General features: G+C 62.3%; 16 protein-coding genes. All 16 read right to left on the reverse strand.

Annotated elements, in window-relative coordinates:
• Positions 1–6 precede the first annotated feature (6 nt).
• Positions 7–1,101, reverse strand: a complete 1,095-nt coding sequence (hisC, locus tag O3301_RS23885; protein WP_305057692.1) for a histidinol-phosphate transaminase — start codon at positions 1,099–1,101, stop codon at positions 7–9.
• A gap of 33 nt (positions 1,102–1,134) precedes the next feature.
• Positions 1,135–2,103 carry a site-specific DNA-methyltransferase gene (locus O3301_RS23890; protein ID WP_369812234.1) on the reverse strand — a complete coding sequence of 323 codons (969 nt, stop codon included), beginning with the start codon at positions 2,101–2,103 and terminating at the stop codon, positions 1,135–1,137.
• Positions 2,100–3,425, reverse strand: a complete 1,326-nt coding sequence (gene hisD / locus O3301_RS23895; protein WP_077398225.1) for a histidinol dehydrogenase — start codon at positions 3,423–3,425, stop codon at positions 2,100–2,102. Before hisD ends, O3301_RS23890 begins: the two co-directional genes overlap by 4 nt.
• A 26-nt stretch (positions 3,426–3,451) precedes the next feature.
• Positions 3,452–4,120: an ATP phosphoribosyltransferase gene (hisG, locus tag O3301_RS23900; RefSeq protein WP_077398226.1), complete on the reverse strand. Its 669-nt coding sequence runs from the start codon at positions 4,118–4,120 to the stop codon at positions 3,452–3,454.
• A gap of 12 nt (positions 4,121–4,132) precedes the next feature.
• The gene (gene murA / locus O3301_RS23905; protein ID WP_289919833.1) at positions 4,133–5,383 is read right to left on the reverse strand and encodes a UDP-N-acetylglucosamine 1-carboxyvinyltransferase; all 1,251 of its coding nucleotides are present in this window, start codon (positions 5,381–5,383) and stop codon (positions 4,133–4,135) included.
• A gap of 4 nt (positions 5,384–5,387) precedes the next feature.
• Positions 5,388–5,624: a BolA family protein gene (locus O3301_RS23910; protein ID WP_034753824.1), complete on the reverse strand. Its 237-nt coding sequence runs from the start codon at positions 5,622–5,624 to the stop codon at positions 5,388–5,390.
• Positions 5,625–5,694: 70 nt separating this feature from the next.
• Entirely contained in the window at positions 5,695–6,456 is a 762-nt protein-coding gene (locus tag O3301_RS23915) for an ABC transporter permease (protein WP_099379209.1), read from the reverse strand.
• Entirely contained in the window at positions 6,453–7,370 is a 918-nt protein-coding gene (locus tag O3301_RS23920; protein ID WP_305057693.1) for an ABC transporter ATP-binding protein, read from the reverse strand. Before O3301_RS23920 ends, O3301_RS23915 begins: the two co-directional genes overlap by 4 nt.
• 210 nt (positions 7,371–7,580) lie before the next feature.
• Positions 7,581–7,928: a lipid asymmetry maintenance protein MlaB gene (locus O3301_RS23925; RefSeq protein WP_077398229.1), complete on the reverse strand. Its 348-nt coding sequence runs from the start codon at positions 7,926–7,928 to the stop codon at positions 7,581–7,583.
• 52 nt (positions 7,929–7,980) lie between these two features.
• Positions 7,981–8,616, reverse strand: coding sequence for a phospholipid-binding protein MlaC (locus tag O3301_RS23930; RefSeq protein WP_077398230.1), 636 nt, complete (start codon positions 8,614–8,616; stop codon positions 7,981–7,983).
• A 72-nt stretch (positions 8,617–8,688) separates the two neighbouring features.
• Positions 8,689–9,573, reverse strand: coding sequence for a VacJ family lipoprotein (locus O3301_RS23935; protein ID WP_099666075.1), 885 nt, complete (start codon positions 9,571–9,573; stop codon positions 8,689–8,691).
• Entirely contained in the window at positions 9,570–10,040 is a 471-nt protein-coding gene (mlaD, locus tag O3301_RS23940) for an outer membrane lipid asymmetry maintenance protein MlaD (protein ID WP_070346035.1), read from the reverse strand. The genes O3301_RS23935 and mlaD overlap by 4 nt, the downstream gene beginning before the upstream one ends.
• Before the next feature lie 80 nt (positions 10,041–10,120).
• The gene (mlaE, locus tag O3301_RS23945; protein WP_034780952.1) at positions 10,121–10,903 is read right to left on the reverse strand and encodes a lipid asymmetry maintenance ABC transporter permease subunit MlaE; all 783 of its coding nucleotides are present in this window, start codon (positions 10,901–10,903) and stop codon (positions 10,121–10,123) included.
• A complete protein-coding gene (locus tag O3301_RS23950) occupies positions 10,900–11,709 on the reverse strand; it encodes an ABC transporter ATP-binding protein (protein WP_034753922.1) in 810 nt (269 codons plus the stop codon). The genes mlaE and O3301_RS23950 overlap by 4 nt, the downstream gene beginning before the upstream one ends.
• 259 nt (positions 11,710–11,968) lie before the next feature.
• Positions 11,969–13,432: a glutamate synthase subunit beta gene (locus O3301_RS23955; protein ID WP_070257787.1), complete on the reverse strand. Its 1,464-nt coding sequence runs from the start codon at positions 13,430–13,432 to the stop codon at positions 11,969–11,971.
• Between the two features lie 79 nt (positions 13,433–13,511).
• Positions 13,512–18,212: a glutamate synthase-related protein gene (locus O3301_RS23960; RefSeq protein ID WP_099666074.1), complete on the reverse strand. Its 4,701-nt coding sequence runs from the start codon at positions 18,210–18,212 to the stop codon at positions 13,512–13,514.
• Positions 18,213–18,237: the final 25 nt, after the last annotated feature.

The following is an 18,237-nucleotide window of genomic DNA, read 5'->3' on the forward strand; positions in this document are numbered from 1 at the left end:
GATAGGCTAAACGAGGGATGCCTTGAAGGCATCGTAAAAAAGGGAATTCTCTTCCGGGGTGCTGACGCTGATGCGCAGGCAATTGGCCAGCGCAGCATGCATTTTACTCATATTTTTAATTAAAACCCTGCGGGCAAGCAGTTTTGCGCAAACATCGTCGGAATCAGCCACACGAATCAGAAGAAAATTTGCCTTCGAGGGAAACACGGTCACGCCCGGCAGTTCCGCCAGCCGCAGCGCCAGCGTATCGCGCGCGCTGTTGAGCAGATCTGCCTGGGCATTCAACACGTCGAGGTGGTCGAGCGCGAATTCGGCCGCCGCCTGCGTCAGCACATTCACGTTATACGGCGGGCGCACTTTTTCAAATTGCGCCAGCAGGGCCGGCGCGGCCGACATGTAGCCGAGGCGGATGCCGGCCAGGCCCAGTTTCGACACGGTGCGCATCACCACCAGGTTCTCGAACTCGGGCAAACGGCCCATGAAGCTGTGCTGCGCGAACGGCTCGTACGCTTCGTCGACGACGGCGATGCCCGTGTCGCCCAGGGCGGCCAGGATGCGTTCGATGTCGGCGCTGGCAAACAGGTTGCCCGTCGGGTTGTTCGGATAGGCGAGGAATACCAGCGCCGGGCGGTGCTGTTCGATCGCCGCCAGCATGGCCGGCATATCCAGGCTGAAGTCGGCCTGCAGGGGCACGCCGACGAAATCCATACCGGCGAACTGCGCCGAGCGCGCATACATGACGAAGGCCGGCACGGGCGCCAGCAGCACGGCGCGCTTGCCCGGCTCCTGGTGGGCGCAAGCCATGGCCAGGATGGAAATGAGCTCATCGGAGCCATTGCCCAGCATGACGTCGAAGCCGGCGGGCACGCCCAGCTTGGCGCAGATGGCCGCCAGCAGGCTGGCGTATGACGGCGGATAGCGGTTCAGCGCCACGCCGGCCAGGCGCGCACCCAGCTCTTCGCGCAGCTGCGCCGGCAGCGGATACGGGTTTTCCATCGCATCGAGTTTGATGTAACCGCTGGCATCGGCTACCTGGTAGCTTTTGACGGCCCGCACATCGGACCGCACGGTGTTGCTGATTAACTGATCGAGGAAAGACATGCTGCAAACACTCCTGATGGAATTAAATGGAGACTAAATGACGACGTCTTCCGGCACGGCGGCGCTGCGCGCCTTGCGGGCCGGCGCTTTTTTCGCGGCGGACGGTTTTTTCACGGCAGCCGGTTTTTTACTGGCCGCCTTGGCGGCCTTGGGCACGGCGGCGGCGGCGCGGCGCTTGGCCGGCGCCTTCTTCTTTTCCGCCTGCGGCGCGGCCGGTTCGGCCAGCTCCTGCGCCAGCGCCGCCAATCGCTGTTCGATGATGGCGCAGTAATCGGGATTCAGCTCAAAGCCGACGAAATCGCGCCCGCAGCGCTTCGCCGCCAGGGCCGTGGTGCCGCTGCCCATGAACAGGTCGAGCACCACGCCGCCGGGCGGGCACGAGGCCTTGAGCATACGCTCGATGATTTCGAGCGGCTTTTGCGTCGGGTGGTCGGCCCGTTCCGGGTGTTCCTTGTGCAGGCGCGACACGCTCCACAAGTCTTTCGGGTTGTAGCCCACTTCCAGCCATTTGGCGCCGATGAAAATCGAGCGCGAACGGGCTTTCTTGGTGGCCGCGTCGTAGGCGATGCGCACCGCGTCAAGGTCGAAGTAGTAATCCTTGCGCTTGACGAAGAAGCCGATGGTGTCGTGCACCGATGAAAAGCTGCGCACGCTGCCGCCCATGGACGGCACGCGGCGGTCCCAGATGATTTCATTCATCATCGCCATGCGCTGTTTCAGCATGACGAAGATCTCCGGCGAATAGCGCCAGGTGAGGAAGATATACAGGCTGCCGTTGGCTTTCAGCTTGGGCAGCGCCGCATCGATCCACTGTTCCGTCCAGCGCAGGTAGTCGGCCACCGACTGCTGGTCCGAGGCATTGCCGTAATCCTTGCCCAGGTTGTACGGCGGATCCGTCAGGATCAGGTCCACCGAGCCATCGGGAATGCGCGCCAGCCCCGCCAGCGCATCTTCGCAATAGACCCGGTTGACCCAGTCCGGCTGCTCCGCCATATTCGTCATGGCTGCGGCTTCAGACGCAATTCGGCGCTGCGCGCGTGCGCCTGCAAGCCTTCGCCATACGCCAGGGTGGCGGCGACGCGGCCCAGGGTTTGCGCGCCCGCTTCACTGACGTGGATGATGGACGAGCGCTTCTGGAAGTCGTACACGCCCAGCGGCGACGAAAAGCGCGCCGTGCGCGAGGTCGGCAGCACGTGATTGGGGCCGCAGCAATAGTCGCCCAGCGATTCGGACGAAAAGCGGCCCAGGAACATGGCGCCCGCGTGGCGGATCTGCTCGGCCCACTGCTGCGGGTTTTCCGCCGAGATTTCCAGGTGTTCCGCGGCGATGGCATTGGCGATCTCGCACGCTTCTGCCATGCTGCGCACCTTGATCAGCGCGCCGCGGTCGGCCAGCGACGTGCTGATGGTGGCCTGGCGCGGCATCGTCGGCAGCAGCTTGGCGATGCTCTCCTCGACTTGCGCGATGTAGTCCGCGTCGGGGCACAGCAGGATCGCTTGCGCCAGCTCGTCGTGCTCGGCCTGCGAAAACAGGTCCATCGCGACCCAGTCGGGGTCCGTCGTGCCGTCGCAAAGCACGAGGATTTCCGACGGTCCGGCGATCATGTCGATGCCGACGATGCCGAACACGCGGCGCTTGGCGGCAGCCACGTAGGCGTTGCCGGGACCGACGATCTTGTCCACGGCGGCAATCGTCTGCGTGCCGTAGGCCAGCGCGCCGACGGCTTGCGCGCCGCCGATGGTGATCACGCGCGTCACGCCGGCAATCGCGGCGGCCGCCAGCACCATCTGGTTCTTCACGCCATCGGGCGTCGGCACGACCATGATGATTTCGCCCACGCCCGCCACGTGCGCGGGAATGGCGTTCATCAGCACGGATGACGGGTAGGCGGCCTTGCCGCCCGGGACGTAGATGCCGACCCGGTCCAGCGGCGTGATCTTCTGGCCCAGCACCGTGCCATCGGGCTCGGTGTAGGTAAAGCCACGCAATTCCTCGCGCTGGCGTTCGTGGAAGGCGCGGATGCGCTGCGCGGCGATCTGCAGCGCCTCGCGCTGGGCCGACGGCAAGCCGTTCAAGGCTGCCTGCAATTCGGCTTGCGAAATATCAAACGCCGCCATTTCCGCCGCGCCGCCATGCGGGATGCGGTCGAAACGGTTGGTGTATTCCAGTACGGCGGCGTCGCCGCGCGTTTTCACATCGGCCAGGATTTTTGCGACCGACGTTTCAATCGCTGCATCGGTGCCCGCCTCGAACGCCAGCAGCGTATCGAGCGATTGTTGGAAACCATCCTGGCTTGAATCGAGCTTGCGTATCTGTATCGGCATAATCGGCTTTCTGCTACTGAAGGTATCTAGGCTTGCGAAGCGCGTTCAAACGCCTCGATGATCGGCTGCAAGCGCTCGCGCTTGAGCTTGAGCGCAGCCTGGTTGACCACCAGGCGCGACGAAATTTCCATGATGTGCTCGACCTCGACGAGGTTGTTCGCGCGCAAAGTGCTGCCCGTGCTGACCAGGTCGACGATGGCGTCCGACAGGCCCACCAGAGGCGCCAGCTCCATCGAGCCATACAGCTTGATCAGGTCGACGTGCACGCCCTTGGCGGCGAAATGCTCGCGCGCCGTGTGCACGAACTTGGTGGCCACGCGCAGACGCGCGCCCTGGTGCACGGCCTTTTCGTAGTCAAAACCGGCCTGCACCGCCACCGACATGCGGCAAGAGGCGATATTCAGGTCGATCGGCTGGTACAGACCTTCGCCGCCGTGTTCCAGCAAGACGTCCTTGCCCGCCACGCCGAAATCGGCCGCGCCGTACTGCACGTAGGTCGGCACGTCGCTGGCGCGCACGATGATGACGCGCACGTTCGGATCGTTGGTGGCCAAAATCAGCTTGCGCGAGGTCTCCGGGTTTTCCAGCACCTTGATGCCGGCCGCTTCCAGCAGCGGCATGGTGTCCTCAAAAATGCGGCCTTTCGAGAGCGCCAGTATCAGCTGCGAATTGTCGCCCGTGTTCGATCCGTTCATGCTCGTTCCTTGTTATTTAATGCGTACGATGTTCGCGCCGACGGCCGACAATTTCACTTCCATGCGGTCGTAGCCGCGGTCGAGGTGATAGATACGGTCGATCAGGGTTTCGCCATCGGCGGCCAGGGCCGCGATCACCAGCGACGCCGAGGCGCGCAGGTCGGTCGCCATCACGGGCGCGCCGCGCAGCTGCTTGACGCCAGCGATGATGGCCGTGTTGCCTTCGATGGTGATGTCGGCGCCCAGGCGGTTCATTTCCTGCACGTGCATGAAGCGGTTCTCGAAGATCGTCTCGGTGACGCGGCTGGCGCCATTGGCGATGGTGTTGACGGCCATGAACTGCGCCTGCATGTCGGTCGGGAAGCCCGGATATTCCGTGGTGCGGAAGCTGACGGGGTTCGGACGGGCCGACATCTCGGCACGGATCCAGTCGGCGCCGAAGGTCATCGTCAGGCCCATGGCGCGCAGCTTGTCGAGCGCCGCGTCGAGGATATCGGTGCGCACGTTGCGCAAGGTGATATCGCCGCCGGTGGCCGCCACGGCGCACAGGAAGGTGCCCGTTTCGATACGGTCGGCGATCACCGCGTGCGAAGCGCCGTGCAGGGCATCGACGCCCTGGATCACCAGGCGGCTGGTGCCGATGCCGTCGATCTTCGCGCCCATGGCCACCAGCAGGTGGGCCAGGTCGGTCACTTCCGGTTCGCAGGCGGCGTTTTCCAGGATGGTCTCGCCTTCGGCCAGGGTCGCTGCCATCAGCAGGTTCTCGGTGCCGGTGACGGTGATCATGTCGGTGACGATGCGCGCGCCTTTCAGCTTGGCGCACTTGGCGTAGATGTAGCCCGCTTCGATGCGGATCTCGGCGCCCAGCGCTTCGAGGCCCTTGATATGCTGGTCGACGGGGCGCGAACCGATGGCGCAGCCGCCCGGCAGCGACACCTTGGCTTCGCCGAAGCGCGCCAGCAGGGGGCCCAGCACGAGGATCGAGGCGCGCATGGTTTTCACCAGTTCATACGGCGCTTCCAGCGTGTCGATGGCGCTGCCGTTGAGAACAACGCGGTCGCCGTCCTGCTGCACTTTCAGGCCCGTCTGGCCCAGCAGCTTCAACATGGTGGTCACGTCGTGCAGGTGCGGCACGTTCGTCAGGTCCAGGTCGCCCGCGGTCAGCAGGCCGGCGCACAGGATCGGCAGGGCGGCGTTTTTCGCGCCGGAGATGGCGATGTCGCCGTTCAGGCGGTTGCCGCCGTTGATGAGGAGCTTGTCCATGTGCTTATCCTTGGAATTCTTCAGGTGTCAGGGTTTTCATCGACAGCGCGTGGATTTCTTCGCGCATGCGGTCGCCCAGCGCCGCGTAGACGATCTGGTGGCGCTGGATCAGGCGCTTGCCGGCAAACGCGGGCGAAACGATCACGGCCTGGAAGTGCTGGCCATCGCCCTCCACTTCGAGGTGCGTGCATTCGAGGCCGGCTGACAGATAGCCGTGGATCAGTTCTGGAGTGGTGGTCACGATAAGTCCTTGATATTGAATAATGTAGTGATGTGATGTGCCGCAATCAACGGCGCAATGAGTGTCGTAATCAATGTCGCAAACGATAGCCGCTCTTCAGCAGGCGGATCGACGCCAGCGCCAGGATCACGAGGAAGCCGGCGACGATGGACAAGCTAAGCCACGGGCTGACGTCGGACACGCCGAAGAAGCCGTAGCGGAAACCGTCGATCATGTAAAAGAAGGGGTTCAGATGCGATACCGTCTGCCAGAACGGCGGCAGCGAGTGGATCGAATAGAACACGCCCGACAAGAAGGTGGCCGGCATGATCAGGAAGTTCTGGAAGGCGGCCAGCTGGTCGAATTTCTCGGCCCAGATGCCGGCGATCAAACCCATGGTGCCCAGCATGGCGGCGCCCAAAAAGGCGAAGACGACGATCCACAGCGGCGCGACGAACGACAGGTCGGCGAACCAGCAAGTGATGGCAAACACGCCAAAGCCCACGGCCAGGCCGCGCGCGACGGAAGCGAGTACATACGCCGAGAAGATTTCCCAGTGCGACAAAGGCGTGAGCAGCACGAACACGAGGTTGCCCGTGATCTTGGACTGGATCAGCGAGGACGAGGAATTGGCGAACGCGTTTTGCAGCACGCTCATCATCACCAGGCCGGGAATCAGGAAGGCCGTGTAGCTGACGCCGGGGCTCGGCTCCACGCGGCCGTCGAGCACATGGCCGAACACCAGCAGGTACAGCATCGACGTGAGCACGGGCGCGGCCACGGTTTGCGTCGCCACTTTCCAGAAGCGCAGCGTCTCTTTGTAGACGAGGGTGCGAAATCCTGTCGAAATCATACGGTACCTTTATCCATGATCTGCAAGAAGATATCTTCCAGGTCGGCTTGTTGCAATTGCATTTCATCGATCTCGGCGCCCGCTTCGCGCAGGCGGGCGAGGATTTTTTCGACTTCGCTGTATTCGTTGACGCGCAGGCTGAACTTGTTCGGCGCCTGTTGTTCTTCCGGGTGCAGCACCAGGTGCTGCAGGTCGGCCGGCAGGCTGCCATTCTTGAGGTGGACCTGCAGCTGCGAGCCGGCGATGCGGCGGATCAGGGCCGACATGGTGTCGAGCGCCACCACCTTGCCCGTCTTCAGCATGGCCACGCGCTGGCACATGGCTTGCGCCTCTTCCAGGTAGTGCGTGGTCAGCACGACCGTGTGGCCGCCTTCGCGGTTCAGGCGCGAGATGAACTTCCACAGGGTCTGGCGCAGTTCCACGTCGACGCCGGCCGTCGGCTCATCGAGCACGATGACGGGCGGCTTGTGCACCAGCGCCTGGGCCACGAGCACGCGGCGCTTCATGCCGCCGGACAGGGCGCGCATGTTGGTGTCGGCCTTGCCGGTCAGGTCGAGGTTTTCCATGACCTCGTCGATCCACCTGTCGTTGTTCGGCAAGCCGAAATAGCCGGACTGCAGGCGCAGGGTTTCGCGCACCGTGAAAAACGGGTCGAACACCAGTTCCTGCGGCACCACGCCCAGGTTGCGGCGCGCATTGCGGAAGTCCTTGACCACGTCGTGGCCATGGATCTTGACGGTGCCCGCGTCGGGGCGTATCAGGCCGGCGATGATGGAAATGAGAGTGGTCTTGCCGGCGCCGTTCGGGCCGAGCAGGCCAAAAAACTCGCCTTCCTCGATGGCCAGCGACACGCCGCCCAGCGCCTTGAGCGATTTATAGCTCTTTTCTACATTCGTTATTTGAATTGCGGTCATGTGCTTGTTTCAAGTGTAATGCGTCTGGTGTGATGCGCCAGTTGCCGGTGCAATGCAGGCCGGCTGGCCGGTGCAGGGCGCCCCTTCCGCAGAGGGTGGCGCAACAGTCAATTATAGTTGGAAACTTCGTGGAACACTTGGAGATCAATCCGACGACGCTGCTGGCCTGCCGGCTTGAAAGCTACTGCTGATGCGGGGAGTGGGACAGGATCAATGATGATGCAGGTCGGACGGGCTGCGTTCGGCGTGGCCGCCAGCGCTGGCGCAATCGTCGGTCGTCAACGTGCTCGAAACGAGCGAGCAGACGCCATACAGCTTGGTGAGGTTTTTCAGGTTGTCCGGCAGGTTTTTCAGCTCCAGCACGCCGCCGGCATCCTGCGCGGCGCGCTGCCACGTCAGCATGACGGAGACGGCTGCCGAATCGACGGCCTTGACGTTGCGCAAGTCAAACTTCGTCTGACCCGAGCGGATGGCGTCCAGACCCTGTTCCAATGCCGAAGTGGCATTGTGCACGGTCAGGGAAGTCAGGGACTGCAAGGTGTCGAGAGAGTCGGGCATGGCGTCGGGCTGCGCTGGTCTGGAGCTGGGTCAGGAGCTATATGATAGCCGATTATTTGGCTTTGGCAGCGGGACGGCTGGCCAGGGCCTTGTTTTTTGCCTGCAAGGTCTTGATCAGGCCATCGATGCCGCCCTTGCTGATCTCGCTGGCGAAGCTGCTTTTGTACGTTTCCACCAGCCACGCGCCCAGCACGTTGATGTCATAGATCTTCCAGCCGGTAGGGGTTTTCGCCACGCGGTAGTTCAGGGGCACGGGTTCGCCGCGCGCCACGTTCACCTGCGAGCGCACTTCCACTTCCGTGTCGGCCGGGTCGGCGCGCAGCGGCTTGAATTCCACGGTTTCGTTCTTGATCTGCGACAAGGCGCCCGAATACGTGTAGATCAGCAGGGTACGGAATTCGCTGGACAGCTGTTTTTGCTGGTCTGGCGTGGCGTCGCGCCAGAAGCGGCCGGCGGCCAGGGCCGTCATGCGCTGGAAATCCACGTACGGCAGGATCTTGCTTTCCACCAATTCGGTGACGCGCTTGATATCGCCAGCCTGGATGGCCTTGTCGTTCTTGGCCGTCTCGATCACGTCCTGGCTGATGCGTTTGACCAAGACGTCCGGCGCTTCCACGGCGGGAGCGGCCTGGGCGGCGGTGGCAAAGGCGATGGTGGCCATCGCCAGCAGTTGTTTCATCAATTTCATGGTTCTACCTTTCATGGTGTTGCTATGCACCGGCTGGCGTCGATCGCAGCCGTGGTGTTTCTTTACCGCAGTTTACTCCTGAGGCCTAGCCTGGGAAGCCACGGTATTGCTACCAGATGTTACGAGGTCCGCCGGCGCCACATCGGCCGCGGCCGTCGCAGGCGGCGTTTCCGCTGGGACAGGCTGCGGTTGCGCCTCATAGGCCGGCTCGTAATCGCTGGTGTCGTTTTTTGGCACTTTGCGGTCGCGGCGGTCCGTATCGCCATCGAAAACCTTGCTTTCGCGCGCCTGCAGGAAGCCGTCGCGGATGAATTCATAACGGTCCAGCGCGGCCGCTTCCATCAGGTTGGTCGCGTCGAGCAGCGCGGCGCGCTTGTCGACCACGCGCGTCACCGTGCCGATATTGCGCACCGAGACAGGCTCCTTGTAGCGCCATGGATCGCCCGTGATATCGAGCGGCAGGGCCACCGTGTCGCGCACGGTCGATGGGCCCAGCAGCGGCAGCATCACGTACGGACCAGGCTGAACGCCATACCAGCCCAGGGTCTGGCCAAAGTCTTCGTTATGCTTCGGAATGCCCGCCTGCGACGCGATGTCGATCAGGCCGAAGATGCCGAAGGTCGAGTTCATGCTGACGCGCACGACGTCTTGCAAGCCCGCCTCACCCTTGCCTTGCAGCAAGTTGTTCACGGCGCTCCACACATCGGACAAGTTGCCGAAGAAATTGCCCACACCCGTTTGCACGAACGATGGCGTGACGGTCTTGTAAGCCGTGGCGACCGGTTTCAGGGCCACCTGGTCGACGGTGTCGTTGAACTTGAACATGGCGCGGTTGTAACCCTCGAGCGGGTCGCGCGGATTGGTGCCGGTGGCGCAAGCGCTCACGCTGGCGGCGATGGCCAGGGCCAGGCCGATACGCGCCAGGCTGCCTTGGGATTGTTTGGTCGACTCGCTCATTTGCTGTCCTTTCCTTCCGCTGCCTTGCTGTAGATGAACTGATTGATCAGGTCTTCCAGCACTGTGGCCGATTGAGTACGGGCGATCTTGTCGCCCTCCGCCAGGTTCGCCAGATCGCCGCCTGCTTCCAGGCCGATATATTGCTCACCCAGCAAACCGGCCGTCAAAATCTTGGCCGAGCTGTCTTTCGGAAATTTGTAGCCATCTTCGATGTCGAGTTTCACCAGCGCCTGATACGTCTTGTCGTCAAAGCGGATCTCCGCCACGCGCCCCACCACCACGCCAGCGCCCTTGACGGGCGCCTGCGGCTTGAGGCCGCCAATATTGTCGAACTTGGCACTAATGGTATACGTCTTGCTGAAAGACAGCGAGCTCATATTGCCGGCCTTGAGCGCCAGAAACATCAATGCCGCCACACCCAGCAAGACGAACAAGCCGACCCAGACATCCAAAGATTTACGTTGCATAAACAATCCTAAATAATTTTTACTTGCTGCCGCCTGCGCAATATCTTGCCCAGGCCCGCTGTTTTGTCGCTGATTGGCAATTACTTGCTAAACATCAACGCCGTCATCATGAAATCGAGCCACCACACCATCAACGATGAAATGACCACCGTGCGCGTGGTCGCGCCGGACACGTCTTCCGGCGTCGGCTGTGCCTGGTAACCCTGGAACAGCGCGATGAAGGTCACCGCAATACCGAACACCAGGCTCTTGATGGTGCCATTGCCCACTTCTTTCCAGACATCCACGCCGCCCTGCATCTGCGACCAGAACGAGCCTTCATCGACGCCGATCAGCACCACGCCAACCAGGTAGCTGCCGATGATGCCGACGGCCGTGAAGATGGCGCCCAGGATAGGCATGGCGATCACGCCGGCCCAGAAACGGGGCGCCAGCACGCGCTGGATCGGGTTGACGGCCATCATTTCCATGGCCGACAATTGCTCGCCCGCCTTCATCAGGCCGATTTCCGCCGTCAGCGAGGTGCCGGCGCGGCCGGCAAACAGCAGCGCCGTGACGACCGGGCCCAGTTCGCGCGTCAGCGACAGCGCCACCAGCAAGCCCAGCGACTGCTCGGCGCCATACGTGGTCAGGGTGTAATAGCCTTGCAAACCCAGCACCATGCCGACAAACAGGCCGGAGACGGCGGTAATCACCAGCGAGCGGTTACCGATAAAAAACAGTTGCTCAATCACCAGGCGCGGACGGCGCCACAGGCCGCCCGACGAGGCGATGATGATGAAAAACGAACGCACGGCAAAGCCGAGGTCTTGTACCGAATTGCGCAACCATGCTCCGATCGCCGCCAGGAAACGCGCGATCATCGGCCGCCCCCCGCCTGCAAGCCCAGGTCGTCGGCCAGCGACTTGCCCGGGTAATGGAACGGTACGGGGCCATCGGCCTCGGCATTGACGAACTGCTTGACGTACGGATGCGTCGACACGGCCATCTCGGCCGGCGTGCCGTGCGCCACAATCTTGCCCGATGACAGAAAGTAGACATAATCAGCGATGGCGAAACACTCCTTCACATCGTGCGATACCAGGATAGACGTGGAGCCCAGCGCATCGTTCAGATTGCGGATCAAATTCGCCGTCACGCCCATGGAAATCGGGTCCAGGCCGGCGAACGGCTCGTCATACATGATCAGTTCGGGGTCGAGCGCGATGGCGCGCGCCAGCGCGACGCGGCGGCCCATGCCGCCCGAGATCTCGGCCGGCTTCAATTGCGCCGCATTGCGCAAGCCGACGGCGTGCAGCTTCATCAGCACCAGGGTGCGGATCAGCTCTTCATTCAAGTCCGTGTGTTCGCGCAGGGGGAACGCCACGTTCTCGAACGCCGTCAAGTCTGTAAACAACGCGCCGTGCTGGAACAGCATGCCCATCTTGCGGCGCAGTTGATATAGCTCATCGGTTCCCAGCGTATGCACGATCTGGCCGTCGACATTCACGGAGCCGGAACTGGGGCGCAGCTGCCCGCCGATCAGGCGCAGTACGGTCGTCTTGCCACTGCCGGAGCCACCCATGACGGCCACAACTTTTCCACGTGGGAAATCCATTTGAAGGCCCGATAAAATCGAACGTTCTCCATAGGCAAAGTGTAAATCACGGATCTCAACAAGATTTGGCACGACGAAGCTCACTATTTTAATGGCGTATTGTAGTGCAGAAACGCCAACCTCTGCTGAGACACCCCTCGGGACAGCCCCGTAAAGGGGAAGAATACAACACTAATGAATCGAAAGTCAGATATTGTAGTGGAAATTTGGCCCGCACATCGCGTCCCTGTCCGGCGATGTTCACAGCTATTGACTTGACAAGTAAAAATAACAAGGGCCACGCCGCATTCCGCGCCGTGGCCCTGGCAAAAAACGAACAATTGCTCGTTAATTAGCGCGGCAGCAGGGAAGCCCCCATCAGGAACTCATCGACGGCGCGCGCACACTGGCGCCCTTCGCGGATGGCCCACACCACCAGCGACTGGCCGCGGCGCATGTCGCCAGCCGCAAACACCTTGGCCACCGAGGTCTGGTAGCAGCCGGCGCCGTCTGTTGTCGCCTTGACATTGCCGCGCGCATCCGTGTCGACGCCGAACGCTTCCAGCACCTGTTGTACAGGGGAAACAAAACCCATGGCCAGGAAGACCAGGTCCGCCTTCATCTCGAATTCCGAGTTCGGCACTTCGCTCATCTTGCCGTCTTTCCATTCGACACGGCAGGCGATCAGCTTTTCCACCTTGCCGCCCTTGCCTTCGAAACGCTTGGTGGCCACGGCCCAGTCGCGCTCGCAGCCTTCCTCGTGCGAAGACGAGGTGCGCAGCTTGGTCGGCCAGTACGGCCAGACCAGCGGCTTGTTTTCCTGTTCCGGCGGCTGCGGCATCAGTTCGAACTGGGCCACCGAGGCAGCGCCATGGCGGTTCGACGTGCCGACGCAGTCGGAACCCGTGTCGCCGCCGCCGATCACCACCACGTGCTTGCCCGTGGCCTTGATCTGGTCCTTGAGCTTGTCGCCCGCGTTGACCTTGTTTTGCAGCGGCAGGAAATCCATGGCGAAATGCACGCCCTTCAGCTCGCGGCCCGGCACGGGCAAGTCGCGCGGCTGCTCGGCGCCGCCGGCCATGATGACGGCGTCAAATTCTTTTTCCAGGTCTTCCGGGAAAATGGTTTCCTTGGCCCAGTTGTTGACGTGGGCAGGGAAATCCTTGCCCACCAGCACGCTGGTGCGGAAGACCACGCCTTCGGCTTCCATCTGTTTCACGCGCAAGTCGATGTGCGACTTTTCCATCTTGAAGTCGGGGATGCCATAACGCAACAAACCACCGACCCGGTCGCTCTTCTCGAACACGGTGACGGCGTGGCCGGCGCGCGCCAGCTGCTGCGCCGCCGCCAAGCCCGCAGGGCCGGAACCGACGATGGCCACTTTCTTGCCGGTACTGAAGCCTGCCGGCTGCGGCGTGACCCAGCCGTGCTCCCAGCCCATGTCGATGATTTTATGTTCGATCGACTTGATGCCGACCGGATCTTCGTGGATGCCCAGGGTACAGGCCGATTCGCACGGCGCCGGGCAGATGCGGCCCGTAAATTCCGGGAAGTTGTTGGTCGAATGCAAGATGTCGAGCGCTTCGCGGTAAGCGCCGCGGTACACCAGGTCATTCCAGTCGGGAATGATGTTGTTCACGGGACAACCCGTGGTGCAGAAGGGAATGCCGCAATCCATGCAGCGCGCGCCTTGCACGGTCGCTTGCGCGTCCGACAGGTGCAGCACGAATTCCTTGTAGTTCTTCAGACGCGCGGCAGGCTCCAGATAGTGTTCGTCCTGGCGCTTGAATTCCATGAAGCCGGTAATTTTACCCACGATGTTTCCTTTGTATTTGCTGGCTGGGAGCGGCCGGGCCGCTCCCTGTCATTGCTCTATGCGATTGATCTTGGCTGGCTCAGGCGGCGACGGCTTGTACTTCCATGGCGGCATCGGCAGCCATTTCAATCAGCGCGCGCTTGTATTCGTTCGGGAAGACTTTCACGAACTTGCCGCGCGCCGCGGCCCAGTCGTCCAGCAAGACGCGGGCGCGGGTGCTGCCCGTGTGCTTGAAGTGACGCTCGATCAGGCGCTTGAGGATGACTTCATCCGCTTCCGGCACGCCGTCGCGGTGCTGCGTATGCCAGGCGTCGCGGTCCAGATGCTGCTCCGCCGCGGAGACGACCTTGTCCAGGCTGACCATGGCCGTGTTGCACTTGCTGGCAAAGTCGCCCGCCGGGTCATACACATAGGCGATGCCGCCCGACATGCCGGCCGCGAAGTTGCGTCCCGTGTTGCCCAGGACCACCACCGTGCCGCCCGTCATGTATTCGCAGCCATGGTCGCCCAGGCCCTCGACCACCGTGGTGGCGCCCGAGTTGCGCACGGCAAAGCGTTCGCCCGCCACGCCATTGAAGAAGGCTTCGCCGGCGATGGCGCCGTACAGCACCGTATTGCCGATGATGATGTTGTCCACGGCCCAGCCGCGGAATTCCGTATTCGGCCGCACGATGATGCGTCCGCCCGACAAGCCCTTGCCGACGTAATCGTTGCCCTCGCCCACCAGGTCGATGGTGATGCCGTGCGCCAGGAAGGCGCAGGCCGACTGGCCCGCCGTGCCTTGCAGCTGGATGTGGATGGTGTCGTCCGGCAAGCCGGCATGGCCGTATTTCTTCGCCACTTCGCCGGACAGCATGGTGCCCACCGTGCGGTTCAGGTTGCGCACGGGCGAGATGAAGGAGACGCGCTCGCCCTTTTCCAGCGCCGCGCGCGCTTGCGCGATCAGCTTGTGATCGAGCGCCTTTTCCAGCGCATGGTCCTGGAACTCCACGTGGCGACAGGCCTGGCCATCCGGGGTTTCCGGCTTGTAGAAGATGGCCGAGAAGTCCAGCCCCTGCGCCTTCCAGTGCGAAATCGCCTTGGATTTATCGAGCAAGTCCACGCGGCCGATCAGTTCGTCATACGTGCGGATGCCCAGCTGCGCCATCAATTGACGGGCTTCCTCGGCAACGAAGAAGAAGTAATTGACGACATACTCGGGCTTGCCCGAGAACTTGGCGCGCAGCACCGGATCTTGCGTGGCCACGCCCACCGGGCACGTGTTCAAGTGGCATTTGCGCATCATGATGCAGCCTTCGACCACCAGCGGCGCCGTGGCGAAACCGATCTCGTCGGCCCCCAGCAGGGCGGCGATGACCACGTCGCGGCCCGTCTTCATCTGGCCATCGGCCTGCACGCGGATGCGGCTGCGCAAGCCGTTCAAGACCAGCGTTTGTTGCGTTTCTGCCAGACCCAGCTCCCACGGCGTGCCCGCATGCTTCACGGACGACAATGGGGAGGCTCCCGTGCCGCCGTCGTGGCCGGCGACGACCACGTGGTCGGCTTTCGCCTTCGTGACGCCGGCAGCCACCGTGCCGATACCCACTTCCGACACCAGTTTCACGGAAATCGAAGCGCGCGGATTGGCGTTCTTCAAGTCATGGATCAGCTGCGCCAGATCTTCGATCGAATAGATGTCGTGGTGCGGCGGCGGCGAAATCAAGCCCACGCCCGGCACGGAAAAGCGCAGGCTGGCGATGTATTCGGACACCTTATGGCCCGGCAACTGACCGCCTTCGCCCGGTTTCGCTCCCTGCGCCATCTTGATCTGGATCTGGTCGGCCGAATTCAGGTAGGCGGCCGTGACGCCGAAACGTCCCGACGCCACCTGCTTGATGCGCGAGCGCATGGAATCACCTTCCTGCAGCGGAATATCGACGACGATCTGCTCGGCGCCCACGACGGACGCCATGGTGTCGCCCTGGCGGATCGGAATGCCCTTCAATTCCTGGGTGTAGCGGTTCGGATCTTCGCCGCCTTCGCCCGTGTTCGACTTGCCGCCGATGCGGTTCATGGCCACGGCCAGGGTCGCATGCGCTTCCGTGCTGATGGAGCCGAGCGACATGGCGCCCGTGGCGAAGCGCTTGACGATTTCCTTGGCCGGCTCCACTTCGTCGAGCGGGATGGCCTTGGTCGGGTCGAGCTTGAATTCGAACAAGCCGCGCAGGGTCAGGTGGCGACGGCTCTGGTCGTTGATGATTTGCGCATACTCTTTATAGCTGGAGAAATTGTTGCTGCGCGTGGAGTGCTGCAATTTCGCAATCGCATCCGGCGTCCACATGTGGTCTTCGCCGCGCACGCGGAATGCGTATTCTCCGCCCGCGTCGAGCTTGTCCACCAGCACGGGATCGTTGCCGAAGGCCAGCGCATGCAGGCGCAGCGCTTCTTCCGCCACTTCAAACACGCCGATGCCTTCCACGTTCGAGGCCGTGCCCTTGAAGTATTTGTCCACCAACGACTTGTTCAAGCCGATGGCTTCGAAGATTTGCGCGCCGCAGTACGACATATACGTGGAAATGCCCATCTTCGACATGACTTTCATCAAGCCTTTGCCCACTGCCTTGGTGTAGTTGTAGATGGCTTTGTCGCCCGACAAGTCGCCCGGCAAGCCGTGCGCCATCTCGACCAGGGTTTCCATGGCCAGATACGGGTGAACGGCTTCCGCGCCGTAGCCGGCGAGCAAGGCGAAGTGGTGGGTTTCGCGGGCCGAGCCCGTTTCCACGACGAGGCCGGTGGACGCGCGCAAGCCCTTGCTCACCAGGTGCTGGTGCACGGTGGAGGTGGCCAGCAGCGCGGGGATCGCCACCTGGTCGGCGCAAATGGCGCGGTCCGAGACGATCAGGATGTTGTGGCCGGATTTCACGGCGTCGACGGCTTCCGCGCACAGCGAGGCCAGGCATGCTTCCACGCCTTCCTTGCCCCAGGCCAGCGGGTAGCAGATGTCCAGCTCGTACGACTTGAACTTGCCGCCCGTGTGGGCGCTGATGTTGCGCAAGCGGGCCATGTCGTCAAAGCCCAGCACGGGCTGCGCCACTTCCAGGCGCATCGGCGGGTTGACGTTGTTGGTATCGAGCAAGTTCGGTTTCGGGCCGATGAACGAGACCAGCGACATCACCATCGCTTCGCGGATCGGGTCGATCGGCGGATTCGTCACTTGCGCGAACAGTTGCTTGAAGTAGTTATACAGCGGCTTGAGCTTGTTCGACATGACGGCCAGCGGCGAGTCATTGCCCATCGAGCCCGTCGCCTCTTCGCCGGCCACGGCCATAGGCGCCATGAGGAATTTCAAGTCTTCCTGCGTGTAGCCGAACGCCTGCTGGCGGTCCAGCAACGATGGCTGCTCTTTTTCGCCCTGGGCGCGGTCCTGTTTCGCCTGCCCTTCGGCCAGCTTGATCTCGTCGAGCTTGATGCGCACCGAGTTGATCCACGCTTTATATGGCTTGGCGTTGGCGTAGGTGTTTTTCAGTTCCTGGTCGTCGATGATGCGGCCCGCTTCCAGGTCAATCAAGAACATCTTGCCAGGCTGCAAGCGCCATTTCTGGATGATCTTCGACTCGGGAATCGGCAGCACGCCCGATTCCGACGCCATCACCACCAGGTCGTCGTCGGTGACGATGTAGCGGGCCGGACGCAAGCCGTTGCGGTCCAGGGTGCCGCCGATGTGGCGGCCGTCCGTGAACGCCATGGCGGCGGGGCCGTCCCACGGTTCCATCATGGCCGCGTGGTATTCATAGAAGGCGCGGCGGTTGTCATCCATCGTCGTGTGGTTTTCCCACGCTTCCGGAATCATCATCATCATCGCCTGGGCGATCGGATAGCCGGCCATCAGCAGCAGTTCCAGCGCATTGTCGAAGCACGCCGTGTCGGACTGGCCTTCATAGATCAGCGGGAACAGCTTTTGCAGGTCGTCACCCAGCACGGCCGACTTCATCACGCCTTCGCGCGCGCGCATCCAGTTGAAGTTGCCTTTCACCGTGTTGATCTCGCCGTTATGGGCGATCAGGCGGTATGGGTGGGCCAGCGGCCATTCGGGGAAGGTATTCGTCGAGAAACGCTGGTGCACCAGGGCCAGGGCCGAGATGCAGCGCGCATCCTGCAAGTCCTTGTAGTACACGCCCACCTGGTCGGCCAGCAGCAGGCCTTTATAGACGATGGTACGGGCCGACATCGACGGCACGAAGAATTCCTTGCCGTGCAGCAGTTTCAAGGCCTGGATGGCGTGGCCCGACGATTTGCGGATCACATACAGTTTGCGCTCGAGCGCGTCGGTCACCATGATGTCCGGGCCGCGGCCGATGAAGATCTGGCGAATCACCGGTTCCTTGGCGCGCACGGTGGGCGACATCGGCATGTCCGTATCGATGGGCACGTTGCGCCAGCCCAGCACGACCTGGCCCTCGATGCGCACGGCCCGCTCGATTTCCTGTTCGCAAGCGATGCGCGACGCGTGTTCCTTCGGCAGGAAGACCATGCCCACGCCATATTCGCCAGGCGGCGGCAATTCCACGCCCTGCTTGGCCATTTCTTCGCGGTAGTACTGGTCGGGAATCTGGATCAGGATGCCGGCGCCATCGCCCATCAGCGCATCGGCGCCCACGGCGCCCCGGTGATCGAGGTTTTTCAGAATCAGCAAACCCTGTTCGACGATCGAATGGGTCTTGTTGCCCTTGATATGGGCGACGAAACCGACGCCGCAGGCATCGTGTTCATTGGCTGGGTCGTACAGGCCTTGCGCTTTCATGGGCTTCTCCGCTGCATATGACTAT

Origin of the sequence: Janthinobacterium sp. SUN211 (genome assembly GCF_030587315.1) — a bacterium.
Taxonomy (GTDB): Bacteria; Pseudomonadota; Gammaproteobacteria; order Burkholderiales; family Burkholderiaceae_D; genus Janthinobacterium; species Janthinobacterium kumbetense.